Origin of the sequence: Clostridium neonatale (assembly GCF_900465025.1) — a bacterium.
Classification (GTDB): domain Bacteria; phylum Bacillota; class Clostridia; order Clostridiales; family Clostridiaceae; genus Clostridium; species Clostridium neonatale.
This window is the reverse complement of the sequence record NZ_UICR01000002.1, coordinates 1,296,499-1,311,801: the sequence shown is the minus strand read 5'-3', so window position 1 is coordinate 1,311,801 and position 15,303 is coordinate 1,296,499. Positions and strand designations below refer to the sequence as shown.

At 28.8% G+C, this 15,303-nt stretch carries 11 protein-coding genes; 5 read left to right on the top strand and 6 right to left on the bottom strand.

Annotated elements, in window-relative coordinates; all coding sequences use genetic code 11:
* Positions 1-15 precede the first annotated feature (15 nt).
* The 5 genes from CNEONATNEC86_RS17595 (at position 16) to arfA (ending at position 6,851) form a co-directional block, all read left to right on the top strand.
* A complete protein-coding gene (locus CNEONATNEC86_RS17595; protein ID WP_159136490.1) occupies positions 16-1,833 on the top strand; it encodes a glycoside hydrolase family 127 protein in 1,818 nt (605 codons plus the stop codon).
* 233 nt (positions 1,834-2,066) lie between these two features.
* Positions 2,067-3,422 carry an ABC transporter substrate-binding protein gene (locus CNEONATNEC86_RS17590; protein WP_125147492.1) on the top strand — a complete coding sequence of 452 codons (1,356 nt, stop codon included), beginning with the start codon at positions 2,067-2,069 and terminating at the stop codon, positions 3,420-3,422.
* A gap of 111 nt (positions 3,423-3,533) precedes the next feature.
* The gene (locus CNEONATNEC86_RS17585) at positions 3,534-4,424 is read left to right on the top strand and encodes a carbohydrate ABC transporter permease (RefSeq protein WP_058296456.1); all 891 of its coding nucleotides are present in this window, start codon (positions 3,534-3,536) and stop codon (positions 4,422-4,424) included.
* A gap of 1 nt (position 4,425) precedes the next feature.
* On the top strand, positions 4,426-5,298 hold the full coding sequence (locus CNEONATNEC86_RS17580) for a carbohydrate ABC transporter permease (protein WP_097919309.1): 873 nt from the start codon (positions 4,426-4,428) through the stop codon (positions 5,296-5,298).
* A gap of 38 nt (positions 5,299-5,336) precedes the next feature.
* Positions 5,337-6,851 carry an arabinosylfuranosidase ArfA gene (arfA, locus tag CNEONATNEC86_RS17575; protein ID WP_125147491.1) on the top strand — a complete coding sequence of 505 codons (1,515 nt, stop codon included), beginning with the start codon at positions 5,337-5,339 and terminating at the stop codon, positions 6,849-6,851.
* Between the two features lie 70 nt (positions 6,852-6,921).
* On the opposite strand, the gene CNEONATNEC86_RS17570 is transcribed toward arfA, so the two are convergent.
* From CNEONATNEC86_RS17570 to CNEONATNEC86_RS17545, 6 genes are all read right to left on the bottom strand, one after another.
* On the bottom strand, positions 6,922-7,947 hold the full coding sequence (locus tag CNEONATNEC86_RS17570; RefSeq protein ID WP_125147490.1) for a LacI family DNA-binding transcriptional regulator: 1,026 nt from the start codon (positions 7,945-7,947) through the stop codon (positions 6,922-6,924).
* A gap of 119 nt (positions 7,948-8,066) precedes the next feature.
* Complete coding sequence (galT, locus tag CNEONATNEC86_RS17565) at positions 8,067-9,560, bottom strand: UDP-glucose--hexose-1-phosphate uridylyltransferase (RefSeq protein ID WP_125147489.1); 1,494 nt, start codon at positions 9,558-9,560, stop codon at positions 8,067-8,069.
* Between the two features lie 112 nt (positions 9,561-9,672).
* Complete coding sequence (gene galE / locus CNEONATNEC86_RS17560; protein WP_125147488.1) at positions 9,673-10,662, bottom strand: UDP-glucose 4-epimerase GalE; 990 nt, start codon at positions 10,660-10,662, stop codon at positions 9,673-9,675.
* 176 nt (positions 10,663-10,838) lie between these two features.
* Positions 10,839-12,008, bottom strand: coding sequence for a galactokinase (locus tag CNEONATNEC86_RS17555; RefSeq protein ID WP_058296451.1), 1,170 nt, complete (start codon positions 12,006-12,008; stop codon positions 10,839-10,841).
* A 266-nt stretch (positions 12,009-12,274) separates the two neighbouring features.
* Complete coding sequence (locus CNEONATNEC86_RS17550; RefSeq protein WP_058296450.1) at positions 12,275-12,715, bottom strand: hypothetical protein; 441 nt, start codon at positions 12,713-12,715, stop codon at positions 12,275-12,277.
* A 259-nt stretch (positions 12,716-12,974) separates the two neighbouring features.
* Complete coding sequence (locus CNEONATNEC86_RS17545; RefSeq protein WP_230132080.1) at positions 12,975-15,092, bottom strand: methyl-accepting chemotaxis protein; 2,118 nt, start codon at positions 15,090-15,092, stop codon at positions 12,975-12,977.
* Positions 15,093-15,303 lie beyond the last annotated feature (211 nt).

Here is a 15,303-nt window from a genome sequence, read left to right as displayed (position 1 = left end):
TAGGAGATGAAAAATATGATTAGAAATGAATTAGAAAAAATATATTTTACTAGTGTTAATATAGATGATGATTTCTGGAGTCCTAGATTAAAAAATCATCAAGAGACAACAATAAAGGCTTGTTTAGAAAAATGTGAGACAGAAGAAAGAATTTTGAATTTCGAAAGAACCTATAATGGTAATGCAGATGAAGGTTTCACAGGAGTTGCTTTTAATGACTCAGATGTATATAAAGTTATTGAAGGAGTTGGCTATTCACTACAAAATAATCCTAATAAAGAATTAGAAGAATATGTAGATAGTATAATTGATAAAATTGGAATGGCACAGCAGGAAGATGGATATTTAGATAACTATTTTGTTCTTGGAAGAATGGATGAAAAATGGACAGATATGATGGCACATGAATTATATTGTGCAGGCCATATGATTGAGGGGGCAATAGCATATAAAAATGCTACAGGAAAAAGAAAATTTTTAGATGTTGCCATACGGTTTGCAGATCATATAGTAGATGTTTTTGGAGAAGGAAAAAAGAATTGGATTGTTGGACATCAAGAAATAGAATTGGCATTAGTAAAATTGTATAGAGAAACTGGTGAAAAAAAATATTTAAATTTAGCTAAATGGTTTATTGAACAAAGAGGTCATAATAATGAATGGACAGATAAAGTGTGGAGTAGAGAAAAATATGGTGGTAAAAAATATAATCAAGATGATAAGCCTGTTAGAGAACTAAGCAAAATAACAGGACATGCTGTTAGAGCAATGTATTATTTCTGTGGAGTAGCTGATGTTGCAGCTATAGAAGATGAAGAAAGTTATATGGAAGCATTGTATAGGCTTTGGGATAATACTGTAAATAGAAATATGTATATAACTGGTGGAATAGGTTCATCAAGAGATAATGAAGGTTTTACTGGAGATTATGATTTACCAAATGATACAGCATATTGTGAAACATGTGCAGCAGTTGGAATGGTTTATTGGAATCACAGAATGAATCTAATGACTAAAGATTCTAAGTATGTAGATATTGTGGAGAAAGAGCTCTATAATGGGGTTATTTCAGGAGTATCATTAGACGGAACTAAGTTTTTTTATGAAAATCCATTAGAATCTCATGGAGATCACCATAGAAAAGAGTGGTATGATGTTTCATGCTGCCCAACACAAATAGCGAGATTTATACCATCTGTAGGAGATTATATTTATGCTAAAGATGAAGACGGGGTATATTTGAATCTATATATTTCCAATACACTAACTACGGAGTTTAGAGGAAAGGAAATAAAAATAACTCAATCAACAAATTATCCATGGGATGGGAGAGTTAATATAAAAATAGAGAAATCAGTAGATGAAGAAATGGGATTATTTATTAGATATCCATCATGGTGTAAAACCATGAATGTTGAAATTAATGAAGAGAAAATTAATAATTATGAAATTCAAAAAGGCTATATTAAATTAATTAGAAAATGGTCAGAAAATGATGAAATACATTTAAATATGATTATGCCAATAGAACTAGTAAAAAGTAATGTAAAAGTAAAACAGAATTTAGGAAAAGTTGCTATACAAAGAGGGCCCCTTATTTATTGTATAGAGGAAGTTGATAATGAAAATATTGATGATATCAAAATAGATAGCAGAATGAGATTTTTATCAGAATATAAAAGCAATCTGCTAAATGGTTGTGTAGCCATCATAGGAAAAAAAGATGATAAAAAAGTTGTGGCTATACCATATTATGCATGGGATAATAGAAAGCCAGGAAAAATGAAAGTATGGATAAAAAATGAAGAAGAAAGACTATATGATTTATTATAAAAATAGTTATTTACAAAAAAATAAATTATTAATAATTATTGACATAAAAGTATTTTTTGGATAATATATTCATATAAAAAGATTTAGATTATTTTAAAATAAAGTTGGATATATAGCCCTAAAGGAGATAAAAGTTGTTTTTAAACCCACTATATATATAAATGGTTTATAATTAAATAAAATAATTTATATATATAGTGGTTTAATATTAAATTAAATTAGGAGGAAAAGGTATGGGTATTGTGAAAACGTTTAGGAAAGTTGCTGGTATTTTGATTACAACATCTCTTTGTTTTACTATGTTTGCAGGGTGTGGTTCAGGTAATACTGAAAGTGAAGCAAAAAAAGAGGATGCTAAAGTTTCAACAGTTGGAGCTGAAAACGGGGAAGAATTACAAATGTGGACATTTGTAGAATTACATGCAAAGTTCTATGAAGAAATGTTAAAAGAATGGAATGAAAAGAATCCAGATAAGCAAATAAAAATTAAATTTACTGTTCTTCCGTATGATGATATGCACAATAAGTTACAATCAGCATTGTTATCAGGAAAAGGTGCACCTGATATGTGTGATATTGAAGTTGGTAAATTTCCAAACTTTTTAAAAGGAGAACCACAATTAGAGACATTTGATGATGTGATTGGACCATATAAAGATAAAATAGTAAAATCTCGTTTAGATTTATATAGTAAAGATGGAAAGGTATATGGATTACCAACTCATGTTGGAGCAACAGTTGCATTTTATAATACAGAACTATTAGAAGCTGCAGACATTGATTATACAACTATTAAGACTTGGGATGATTTTAAGGCAGCAGGAGAAAAATACTATGCTGCAACAGGCAAACATTTGGGAACAGCAGATACAAGTGCAGGATGGCAAACTAGCGCACTTTTAGCTCAGCAAGGATCAGATTATGTTGATGAAAATGGCAAACCACAATTAAATAGTAAAGAGATGATAAGAGCTCTTACTACTCTAAAGGAATTACAAGATGCAAATGCTATTGCTACAGTTCCAGGGGGACAACCTGATACTGAAGAAGCATATGGTGCATTCAATCAAGGTGACTATGCATGTGCAATTATGCCATTTTGGCAAATGTCTAGATATGTGAATTACATGCCAGAATTATCAGGAAAAATTGCAATAGCTCCAGTTCCGGTTTTAGAGGAAGGAATGCCACGTTCTGTAGGTGGTGGTGGTACAGGAACTGTAGTTACTAAAACTTCTAAGAATCCACAACTTGCTAAGGAATTTTTAGCATTTGCTAAACTTTCAGAAGATGGAAATATTAAGATATGGCAAAAGCTTGGATTTGATCCATGTAACACTGATATATGGACAAATGAAAATATAACTCATGATCCAAATAATGATTTTGTTAAATACTTTAAGAACAATCCATTTGATGTATTAAATGAAATTAAAGATGAAATCAAATTAATTAAGTCAACAGAGGCTTCTCCAACTATAAATAATACTCTATGTACAGTAACATTTAATAGCATTTTTGAAGATGGACAAGATGTTACAGAAGCTTTAAATGAAGCACAAGAACAAGTACAAAATGAATTGCAATAATATTCAGTGATGTATTGGACAATTAGCACTAGATTTTAGTTTTAGTTATAGGTGCTAATTGTCCATTAGAAATTATAATTAAGACTAAAAAATAAAGGAGGAAGTAAAGCAATGTTTAAGAAACTTATGTACAACAAAAAAATAGCTCCATATGTATTTATATTGCCTTTTATTTTGGTATTTATAATTTTCTTTATATCTCCAATGATAAATACAGTAATTATGAGTTTTCAAGAAGTATTACCTGGTCAAAGAGAATTTGTAGGAATTAAGAATTATTCAAAGCTTTTAGGAGATAAAGTATTCTTAAAAGCTATGTATAATAGCTTTAAATATATGGTATGGACATTAATATTACTTATACCAATACCTATGATATTTGCATGCATTATTAATAGTAAACTTATGGTAGGCAGAGAGTTTTTCAAATCAGTATTCTTTTTGCCAGCATTAACATCAGTTGTAGTTGCGGGTACGGTTTTTAGATTAGCATTTGGAGAACAAGGTACATCACTAATGAATCAATTTATAGGTCTTTTTGGAATGGATCCTATTAAATGGCTAAAGATTGGATCTACAGGATTTATTACACTTTTAGTTCTGGCCTGCTGGAGATGGACGGGAGTAAATATGCTATATTTCTTATCAGGACTTAAAAATATCCCAGAAGAATTATATGAATCGGCAGATATTGATGGTGCAACTGTATGGCAAAAATTTAGATATATAACAATACCTCAACTTAAACCAACAACAATATATGTACTTACTATATCAGTATATGCTGGATTGGCAATGTTTACAGAAAGCTATATGTTATGGGCTGGTAATAATTCACCTAAAAATATAGGACTAACAATTGTAGGATATTTATATAGGCAAGGAATTGAAAAAAATGCTATGGGGTATGCATCAGCAGTTGGTATTGTACTTTTTGCTTTTGCTATGATAATAAATTTAATACAGTTAAAACTAAATGGAACATTTAGTAAGGAGGATTAATATGAGTTCTAAATCAATAAATAATAGCAAAATTATGAGTAAAAAAAAGAGTATAGCATATAAGATTTTAATATGTGCATTATTTTCTGTTATAGGTATAGTATTAATCATTCCTTTTTATACAGTTTTTATATCATCATTTAAAGATGGAAATGATTTAATAAGACATGGAATTAATTTATCTCTTAATTTTAATGAAATGTCACTTAAGAATTTCATATATTTATTTACTGGTGACCATAGTTATTTTACATGGTTTTTTAACAGTATGATATTAACTATTCTACAAGTAGCATTAACATTATTTGTTAGTGCATGGGTAGGATATGGATTTGCAGCATACAACTTTAGATTTAAAAATTTCTTATTTGTATGTGTATTATTTGTAATGATGGTTCCATTTGAAATTTTAATGTTACCTTTATATAACCAAATAAATAGCATGAATCTAGTTGATAGTTATGCAGGAATAATTCTTCCAAGCATAGCGAATGCTTCCACTATATTCTTTTTTAGACAATACTTATCTGGAATCCCGAAATCACTTATAGATGCAGGAAGAATAGATGGTGCATCAGAGTATGGAATTTTCTTTAGAATAATTCTTCCTATTATGAAGCCTTCATTTGCAGCAATGGCAATATTAAATACAATGAATAGTTGGAATAACTTATTATGGCCATTATTAGTATTAAAGAGTGATACTAAATTTACTTTACCAATCGGATTGAATACATTATTAACTCCTTATGGTAATAATTATGATTTATTGATTGTTGGATCATTCTTCTCAATACTTCCTATATTTATTTTGTTCTTATGTTTCCAAAAGTATTTTGTTGATGGTATGACAGCAGGTGCAGTAAAAGGTTAATAGTTAAAAACTTATTTAAGGAGAGTGTGTTAAAAAATATGAATAAGAAAGCAAAAATGGTAATAGACAAAGATTTTAAAATTTCTGAAATAGATAAAAGAATATATGGTTCATTTATAGAACATTTAGGTAGAGCAGTATATGGAGGAATATATGATCCTTGTTATAAGAATGCAGATGAAGATGGGTTTAGACAGGATGTAATGGATCTTGTCAAAGAACTAAATGTACCAATTATAAGATATCCAGGAGGTAATTTTGTATCAAATTTTTTCTGGGAAGATAGTGTTGGTCCTGTGGAAGACAGACCTAAAAGATTGGAATTAGCATGGAGAAGTTTAGAAACAAATGAAATAGGTCTTAATGAATTTTCAAAGTGGTGTAATAAAGTAGAATCAGAAATGATGATGGCAGTAAATCTAGGAACTAGGGGAATAGCTGATGCTTGTAATTTATTAGAATATTGTAATCATGAGAGTGGATCAAAGTATAGTGATTTAAGAATAAAGCATGGATTTAAAGATCCACATAACATAAAGACATGGTGTTTAGGAAACGAGATGGATGGACCATGGCAAATTGGACATAAAACATCAGAAGAATATGGTAGAATTGCTGCTGAAACAGCAAAGGCAATGAAGTTAATAGATCCAACTATACAATTAGTTTCAAGTGGAAGCTCAAATAAAGATATGCCAACATTTCCGGAATGGGAAGCATCCACTTTAAATCATGCATATGAATATGTTGATTTAATTTCTATGCATCAATATTATGGAAATAGAACAAATGACACGGATAATTTTTTAGCTCAAACTATTGATATGGAGGATTTCATAAAAACTATAATTTCAACTTGTGATTATATAAAAGCAAAAAAACGTAGTAAAAAGACTATTAATTTAAGTTTTGATGAATGGAATGTATGGTTCCACTCAAATGAAAAAGATGATGATATAATGACAAATCATCCATGGCAGAAGGCTCCTGCTTTATTAGAAGATATATATAATTTTGAAGATGCACTTTTAGTAGGATTAATGTTGATTACACTTTTAAAACATTCTGATAGGGTAAAGATTGCATGTTTAGCACAACTTGTTAATGTAATTGCACCAATTATGACTGATCCAAATGGAGGAGCAGCTTGGAAACAGACTATATATTATCCTTATTTACATGCTTCAAAGTATGGACGAGGAATTGCACTACAGCCAGTTCTATCTTCTCCAAAGCATGATACAAAAGATTTTACTGATGTAAATGATGTTGAATCTATAGCAGTATATAATGAAGAAAAAGAAGAAGTAACTATATTTGCAGTTAATCGTAATTTGAAAGACGACATTACTTTAACATGTGATATTAGAAGCTTTAATAATTATAGACTAATAGAACATATAGTTTTAGAATGTGATGATATGAAAGCAGTTAATTCAGTAAAAAATGAGTCTATTCTACCTAAAAATGTAGATAGAAGTGAGTTAAATGATGGAGTACTTCAAGTAATGTTAAATAAAGCATCTTGGAATGTTATAAGATTGGGAAAATAAAAAAGCAAATATAAAGTAGAAAAAGGAGCTATCGCTAACGAATTTTAATCCGCTAATGCGAGCGCTCCTTTTATTTTAGATTAATAGATTTTTTTACTGTTTCTCTTTCTACAAGAGTATTATTTAAAATTATTCTTTTACTATATTTATTTTCACATTCAATTTTTTCAAGAAGTAAAATGGCAGCGTTACTTCCAAGAAGGAACATGTTTTGATCCATTGTAGTTAGTTTTGGCTCAATAAATTGACTTAAAGGAATATTATCGTATCCTATTATAGAGATGTCATCTGGAACTTTTTTACCTAGTTTTTTACAGGCATTAAGTACACCAAGAGCCATAAGGTCATTACATGCAAATACAGCGGTTGCAGAAGTTGTAGGTAATATATTTAATAATATATCAACTGTATTATCCACAGTTTCGCTACTATTTCCATTGCCTATGTTAATAATATTTTCTGATTTAAAGTTATTTAATTTAGACATTACATCTTTATATGCCTTTTCTTTTATATTATAAGAATATGTATCTTTTCCTCGAACAAATAATATATCTTTATGGTTATTATCTATAAGATAATTTAAGGCTGTCTCAGCTCCAAATGCTTCATCATTAGAAACGTATGATATATTTGAATCTATAGATTCTGAATTTATGAAGACCAAAGGAATTTTATTAGAGATATTATTATAAAACTTAGATTTAATCGTACTGGATGTAGGTCCTATAACAATTATTCCAGATACATTCCTAGAAATTAAATTATTTATACATGATTTTTCTTCATCAGGATTGTTATCAGTGCATGTAAGTATTATTGATAAAGAGTTTTTCTTTAAATGATTTTCTATACCATTTATGACCTCTGGAAAGAACATATTATTAATACTTGGAACAACAACTCCAATAGTAGTTGATTTCTTTTGAGTAAGTTCACGTGCTTGCATATTTGGAATATAGTTCAATTCATCTACAGCTTTTAAAACTGATTCACGAGTTTCAGCTTTTACAGGATAGTTTCCGTTCATTACTCTAGAGACAGTCGCAACTGAAACATTTGCTTTTTTTGCTACATCTTGTATAGTTACTTTCATAAATATCACCTACTCTATTAAGTTGAGAATTGCATAAGAAAAGCCCATTTAGGGCTTTTCTATAAAATGTTTTCTAATAAATTATAATATACTTATATGAGTTGATTGTCTACATAAACTTATATTGAATTTACGAACTTATCAAATGCAGACATTCCAACAGTATCCCTTTTAAATACACCAGCATGATTTAATACTTCTGAGAATTTGATTCCAACTTCCTTTTGAAGTATACCATAAGCATTATTTTCATCTATATGGTTATATTTATTTAAAAGATATTTATACCAATCGCTATGTTTAGCTATAGCTTCATTTTCAGATATATCCTCTACTTTTTTTATTAGACATTCTTTTAAAAGTCCAAGTTCGTCTTTTAATCTTGCAGGAAGAACAGCAAGTCCCATAACTTCTATAAGTCCTATGTTTTCTTTTTTTATGTGATGAACTTCATTGTGAGGATGGAATATTCCAAGAGGATATTCATTACTAGTTCTATTATTTCTTAGAACTAAATCAAATTCATATCTACCATCTCTTTTTCTTGCAATAGGCGTTATTGTGTTGTGAGGCTCGCCATTTGTTTCATGCAGTATATGAACAGAAGCATCTGAATATTTTCTCCATGAAGATAAAATATGTTCTGCTAAATTTATTAACTTATCTTTGCTATTACCACTTATTCTAATAACGGACATTGGCCATTTTACTCTTCCAACAGTTATGTCTTCATATCCAGGTATTTTATATTCTTTTTCTGTAGGGGCTAGTTCCATTGCAAAGGTATATCTTCCACCTTGATAGTGATCATGTGAAAGGATTGAGCCTCCAACTATAGGCAGATCAGCATTAGAACCTGCAAAATAATGAGGTAATATATCTACGAAATTAAGTAGATTTGTAAATGCCTTTCTATCTATTTTCATTGGAATGTGTTCACCATTAAAAATAATACAATGTTCGTTATAATAAGTATAAGGTGAATATTGTAAGAAATATTCCTCATGCCCAAGATTTAAAGGAATTATTCTATGTGTTTGTCTTGCAGGATGATTCATATTACCATAAAAGCCTTCATTTTCCTTGCATAATAAGCACTTTGGATATGATGTTGATTTAAATAATTTAGCTTTTGCTATTTCTTTTGGATCTTTTTCTGGTTTGGAAAGATTTATTGTTATATCTAAATCTCCATATTCAGTAGAAGCTTTCCAAATAATATTTTTATCTATTCTATCTTTTCTTATATAATTTGAAGCTATGCTTAATTTATAGAAATAGTCAGTAGCATCTTTTGGGGATTTTGTATATAAATTATTGAATTTACTTATAACTTCTGAAGGTCTAGGCATTAAGCAGTTCATTATATTTGTATCTAATAAATCTCTTTCAGTTACTGTATTTTCAATCATATTTTCTGCTACAGCATAATCTAATATATTTTCTAAAATAGGTGTAGCAGTATCTAAAGTTTCATTTATTTCTTCGATTTCAAACTCATTTAATTTTAATAATCCTATAAGCATATTTGAAGTATAAATTTTATCTTCTTCAGAAATAAGCCCTTGTTGCAATCCAAAATTTATTAGTCTGTTTATTTCATGATTAATCATAATAAAACCTCTTTCTTAATTTTTGAATTTAAAATTCACAATTAGAGGAAAAAAGATATTATGAATGTCTATAAAAGGATATTTCCGTTAATTGTGAATTTATTTCAATTAATTAGTTTTCGAAACCGTTAGGATGAGCAGTGTGGAATGCCCATGCATCTTTAATAATATCTTTAACATCTGTGAACTTAGGAGTCCATCCTAATATTTTATTTGCCTTTTCGCTTGAGGCTATTAATTGAGCAGGGTCTCCAGCTCTTCTATCTCCTAAAACAACTTTAATTTCTTTACCTGTAGCTTCTTTAGCGGCTTCGATCATTTCTTTAACACTGAATCCTACACCATTTCCTAAATTGAAAATATTGCTTTCATTTCCAGCTTCTAAGTATTCAACAGCTTTAATATGAGCGTCAGCAAGGTCAAGTACATGGATATAGTCACGTATACACGTACCATCTGGAGTAGGGTAGTCAGTTCCATATACACTTATAAATTCACGCTTTTTTAGTGGAACTTGAAGTATAAGTGGAATTAGATGAGTTTCAGGATTATGATCTTCACCGATGCTTCCATCACCTAAAGAACCAGCTACATTGAAATATCTAAGGGCAACATAGTTAATGCCATAAGCTTTATTACACCATTTCATCATTTTTTCCATAGTAAGCTTTGTTTCACCATAAGTATTAGCAGGATTTGTTTCATCGTCTTCAAGAATTGGAACTCTTTTTGGTTCACCATATACAGCAGCAGTGGAAGAGAATACTATATTCTTAATATTATGTTTTACCATGCTTTCAAGTAATATCTGCATTCCATAAACATTATTGTTGAAATAAAGCAAAGGCTTTTCCATGCTTTCTCCAACCAATGAATTTGCAGCAAAGTGAACAATAGATTCTATTTTGTTTTCAGTAAAGATTTTATCTAATATTGATGCATCTCTTATGTCACCCTTATAAAATTTTGCTTTTGGATGGACAGCACCTATATGACCACTTTGTAAATTATCTATAATAACAACATCTTTTCCTTGTTCTATAAGCTTATAAACTGTGTGCGAACCAATATATCCAGCACCACCACAAACTAAAATTGACATATTAACATTCCTCCATATTAATTATTTATATAATTTCTTTATTTTAATTAATAATAATATTTCGTTTATTATTATACTCCAGTTAAGTGGATGCCTCAAAAGAAATATTACTAACAATTTGAGGCATCCTTAATTATATATTTAAAAGTATTATGGGCTATATTATATAGATATGATTATGATAATTTTCTAGTTCCATCAGAAATACTAACAATATAAAAGCTTGGTTCATATCCAATTTTTTCAGTATATTTAGGAGTAATTGATGAGATAAATTTATCTACACAATCTTCTTTAACTATACTTACAGTACATCCACCAAAACCAGCACCAGTCATACGAGAACCAACAACACCATCACATTCCCAGGCTAAGGATACAAGAGTATCTAATTCTATACCTGTTACTTCATAATCATCTCTTAATGAAATATGTGACTCATTCATTAATTTCCCGAATAAGACTAAATTATTATTTTCTAAAGCTTTTACAGCATTTAAGGTTCTTGCATTTTCATATACAGCATGCTTAGCTCTTTTTGCTTTTATAGGATCAGAAATATGGCATTTAACTTCTTCGAAATCAGATTCTGTAAGTTCACCAAGTGAATTTATATTTTTATATTTTTGGATTTCTTTTAATGCAGTTTCACATTCGCTGCGTCTTTCATTATATTTAGAATCAGCTAGTCCACGTTTTTTGTTAGTATTACCAATTACTATTTTATATCCATCCATATTTAATTTGCTGTAAGTATAATTTAAAGTGTTGCAATCAAGAAGAATAGCACAGTCTTTTTTTCCCATACCGATTGAGAATTGATCCATTATTCCACAATTGACTCCTATGAATTTATTTTCAGCTTCTTGACACATTTTCACTACATCTACCATATCTATATTAAAGTTAAATGATTCATTTAATATTGTTCCCATTAAAACTTCAATAGAAGCGGAAGAAGAAAGTCCAGATCCGTTTGGAATATTACCGAAAAATAGAATTTCAAAACCGTGAGAGGCAACAAAGTTATGATCTTTAAAAGTTTTTATTACGCCTTTTGGATAATTAGCCCAATCATGAGATTTATCATTAATAAGATTATCTAAGTCAAATTCAATAACTCCTAAATCTTGAAAGTTTAAAGATGAAACTAAGCATTTTTTATCATCTCTTTTTGAAACAAGTCCGTAAGTACCTATAGTAAGAGCACAAGGAAAAACATTTCCACCATTATAGTCTGTATGTTCTCCAATCAAATTTACCCTTCCAGGTGAGAAGAATATGCTTTCACAATCCTTAGTAAAAATTTTTTTAAACTGATCTTTCAAGTTATTAAGATTTTCCATTGACAATTCCCCCTTTAGAACGTTTACTTTATTTTATAATATAATAGTAACCGCTTTCTATTAAAAAGTAAAGATATAAATATAAAATTTTATAATTTTTTATTCTATCATAAGAAAATGATGGTTATATCCTTAAAATAACCATAAAAAGATATATAAAAATATAGAAAGCGATTTCTAATAAACCTATAAATATTATGTTGAGCAAAATATTAAAGCTGGTACCTAAAAAAATAGAAACCAGCTTTAACATGAAAGATTATAATTTATCTTCCTCTACGAGAATTCATATTTTGATTATTCATCATGTTATTACGCATCATGTTTTGATTATTCATCATATTTTGATTGCTCATCATATTATTATTCGTATTGTTATTAGGCATGCCTCTATTCATATTGCCCATTAACATACTTAAAAGGGGATTCATTCCCATATTATTGTTAGGAATATTATTCATACCATTATTCATGTTATTCATGCTATTATTCATATTGTTCATACCATTATTCATGTTTCCCATTTGATTATTTGGCTGATTCCCCATGAACATATTCATTAGCGGATTCCCGTTCATCATATTATTATTCATGCCGCCACCCATGTTTCCCATAAGCATGTTTAGAAGAGGATTTCCACCCATCATGTTATTGTTGCCCATACCACCCAAAAGAGATCCAAGTAGCATATTTATTAAAGGATTCATATAATCACCCCATTCTTTCAATAGTGCTTTTACTATAGTCTATTTCAATTTCTATAAAATGGTACATAAATTTATAAATATTTATAATTCAAAATATTTATAATGAAAGGAGGTTAGAAACTGAATGTAAATTTTACAATTAGATAATATTAAAAAGACACCTGGCATTTTGAAATGAGCTTTGTTAAATAGATTTTGAATAGCACTTTTACTGTGTCTACTTAACGGGGTATTTCGTTTTGCAAAGGTATCTTTTTAATTAAAGTTCAAATTGTTTAAAACTATCATATAGATCATCAGAGAGTCCATTAACCTTTTGAGCAGAGTTTGATACTTGATTACTTGCAGAGCTTAATTCTTGAGAAGAAGCGTATATTTCTTCAGTAGTAGCAGAGATTTGTTCTGAAGCTACTGAAATATTAGAGATACTACTTACAAGTAAATCTTTTTCTTTATCTAGTTGTACAAAATCTTTAGCAATTGAATACATTTTAGGAACCATATTTTCAACTGAATTTGAAATATCCTTAAATGCTGTTATGGTACTATTAACGACTAAAGTTTGAGTGTTAACATCATTTGTTATATTTGAGGTACTAACAACAATATTATCTGCATTTTTTAATACATTTGATACAATATCATATATCTTTTGAGCTGAGGATTTACTGATTTCAGCTAGTTTTCGTATTTCATCTGCAACAACTGCAAATCCATTTCCAGATTCCCCAGCTCGTGCTGCTTCAATCGCAGCATTTAAAGCTAAAAGATTAGTTTGTTCAGCAATATCATTTATTAGGTCTGTCATTTCATTAACTTTTCTAATATCTTGTGACATTACATTTAATAAGTTTGAAAAATCTGAAAAATTTGTATTTAATATATTAATTGAATTCATCAATTCTTCTAGATCTGAATTACTCTTTTTAGCATGATCACCAATGTTAGAAGATGTTATGGTAACATCATTAACATCATTAGTCATATTGGAAATTTTTTCACCAAATTTCTCTAATCTTGATGTGCTTTCTGTCAGACTCGATGTTTGACTTAAAGTACCTTCAGATATATCTCCAATAGCTTTAGTTACATTTTCTATTAATGAAGATAATTCTTCAGAAACAGATGATAGGTTTGTGGACTGCTCATTTAATATTGAAGAATTGTTTTTTATATCTGTCATACTTTTTCTAAATGAGTTTTGGATAGAAGCAAGTGAATTACACATCATACCAGTTTCAGATTTATCCTTTAAATGTTTTTCATCTATTTTGTAAGTAAATTTACCTAGAGAAAATTCTTTCATAATTTTAACCACATAAAGAATTTCTTTAGAAACTTTAGATATACTTATGATTAAAATTATAGAAATTATTATCAAAGCAATTGAACCAATAACTATGTTAGTTAAAGTAAGAGGATTCATTGCTGCAAATAAATCATTATTTTCTACAGTTATAATAATGAACCATCCTGTAGTAGGAACTTTAGCATAAGAAAGAGTAGTTGATTTACCGCTTTTGGTTATTTCTAAAGAACCTGAATTATTAGAAGCTAAATTAGATATAAGAGTATCAATAGAAGGTTTGGACTCACTATCTACTATTTCTTTTAGATTCACACCACTATTAACATAGTAATTAACATTATGAGCAATTAATTTTCCAGAAGAATTGATTACAAAAGATTCTCCAGAATTTAAAAAAGATATTTTTCTGCTTATGTTTGATAAATCATTTCCATATCTGAAGGCTACTAATATACCTACTATGTTATTTCCATCCATAACTGGAACTGATATTGCAATTAAAGGAAAATCTTTTATTGGAAGTACAGATGGCTCTGAAATAAATGAACTTTTATTTTTAGCAGCAGTGAAAAAATCATAATTGCTTATATCTAGTATAGAACCATCACTTAGTGTTAAAATTCCATCTAAAGATGCATATCCAATATCACAATGTTGCTGATAATCCTTTTCTCCTTTTAAAATATCTAATTTCTCTTTTAATGGAGTAGAAGGATTCATAATTAGTGGATTATGTGCTAGGCTTTCTACAGATTTTATTTTTTCTTCCATAATATTATTGATGTCTTGAGAAGCAAGCTGGCTAATCTGAGCTAGCAATGTACTACTGGTATTATAAATGGCTTTTCGGCTGAGAAGAGATGTGCAAACTGTTAATATGATTATAGTAATTAAAACAATAGGAAGTACTTTAAAAAGAACTTTAAAGCTTATTGAATTTTTATTTATGGAAAATATTTTACGTTTTTTTATTTTATCTTTTTTAGTATTCTTATTGGATTTTAATGAATTTATTTTTGATTTCAATTTTAAATTATTATTTGATGTACGTTTTTTTGGCATATTCATAATGATAGCCCCTCTCTATATTATTTAAGAATACTTAAAGTTAAAGGTTAAATAGATTTTATAAAACTAATACCATGTTGTCAATTTGTGTAAAAATTTCATAAACAAATAGCATATGAAAAGTATTTATTAAACTTTAATTACAATAAAATTACCAATTAAATCAAAAATATATCTTAATTAATTAATGTCATAGAAAAATGTAAATGAT

Coding starts and splice junctions, on each gene's coding strand:
- CNEONATNEC86_RS17550 (WP_058296450.1), bottom strand. CDS start 12,715: ATGAATCCTTTAATAAATATGCTACTTGGATCTCTTTTGGGTGGTATG.
- CNEONATNEC86_RS17545 (WP_230132080.1), bottom strand. CDS start 15,092: ATGAATATGCCAAAAAAACGTACATCAAATAATAATTTAAAATTGAAA.
- arfA (WP_125147491.1), top strand. CDS start 5,337: ATGAATAAGAAAGCAAAAATGGTAATAGACAAAGATTTTAAAATTTCT.
- CNEONATNEC86_RS17590 (WP_125147492.1), top strand. CDS start 2,067: ATGGGTATTGTGAAAACGTTTAGGAAAGTTGCTGGTATTTTGATTACA.
- CNEONATNEC86_RS17555 (WP_058296451.1), bottom strand. CDS start 12,008: ATGGAAAATCTTAATAACTTGAAAGATCAGTTTAAAAAAATTTTTACT.
- CNEONATNEC86_RS17570 (WP_125147490.1), bottom strand. CDS start 7,947: ATGAAAGTAACTATACAAGATGTAGCAAAAAAAGCAAATGTTTCAGTT.
- galT (WP_125147489.1), bottom strand. CDS start 9,560: ATGATTAATCATGAAATAAACAGACTAATAAATTTTGGATTGCAACAA.
- galE (WP_125147488.1), bottom strand. CDS start 10,662: ATGTCAATTTTAGTTTGTGGTGGTGCTGGATATATTGGTTCGCACACA.
- CNEONATNEC86_RS17595 (WP_159136490.1), top strand. CDS start 16: ATGATTAGAAATGAATTAGAAAAAATATATTTTACTAGTGTTAATATA.
- CNEONATNEC86_RS17580 (WP_097919309.1), top strand. CDS start 4,426: ATGAGTTCTAAATCAATAAATAATAGCAAAATTATGAGTAAAAAAAAG.
- CNEONATNEC86_RS17585 (WP_058296456.1), top strand. CDS start 3,534: ATGTTTAAGAAACTTATGTACAACAAAAAAATAGCTCCATATGTATTT.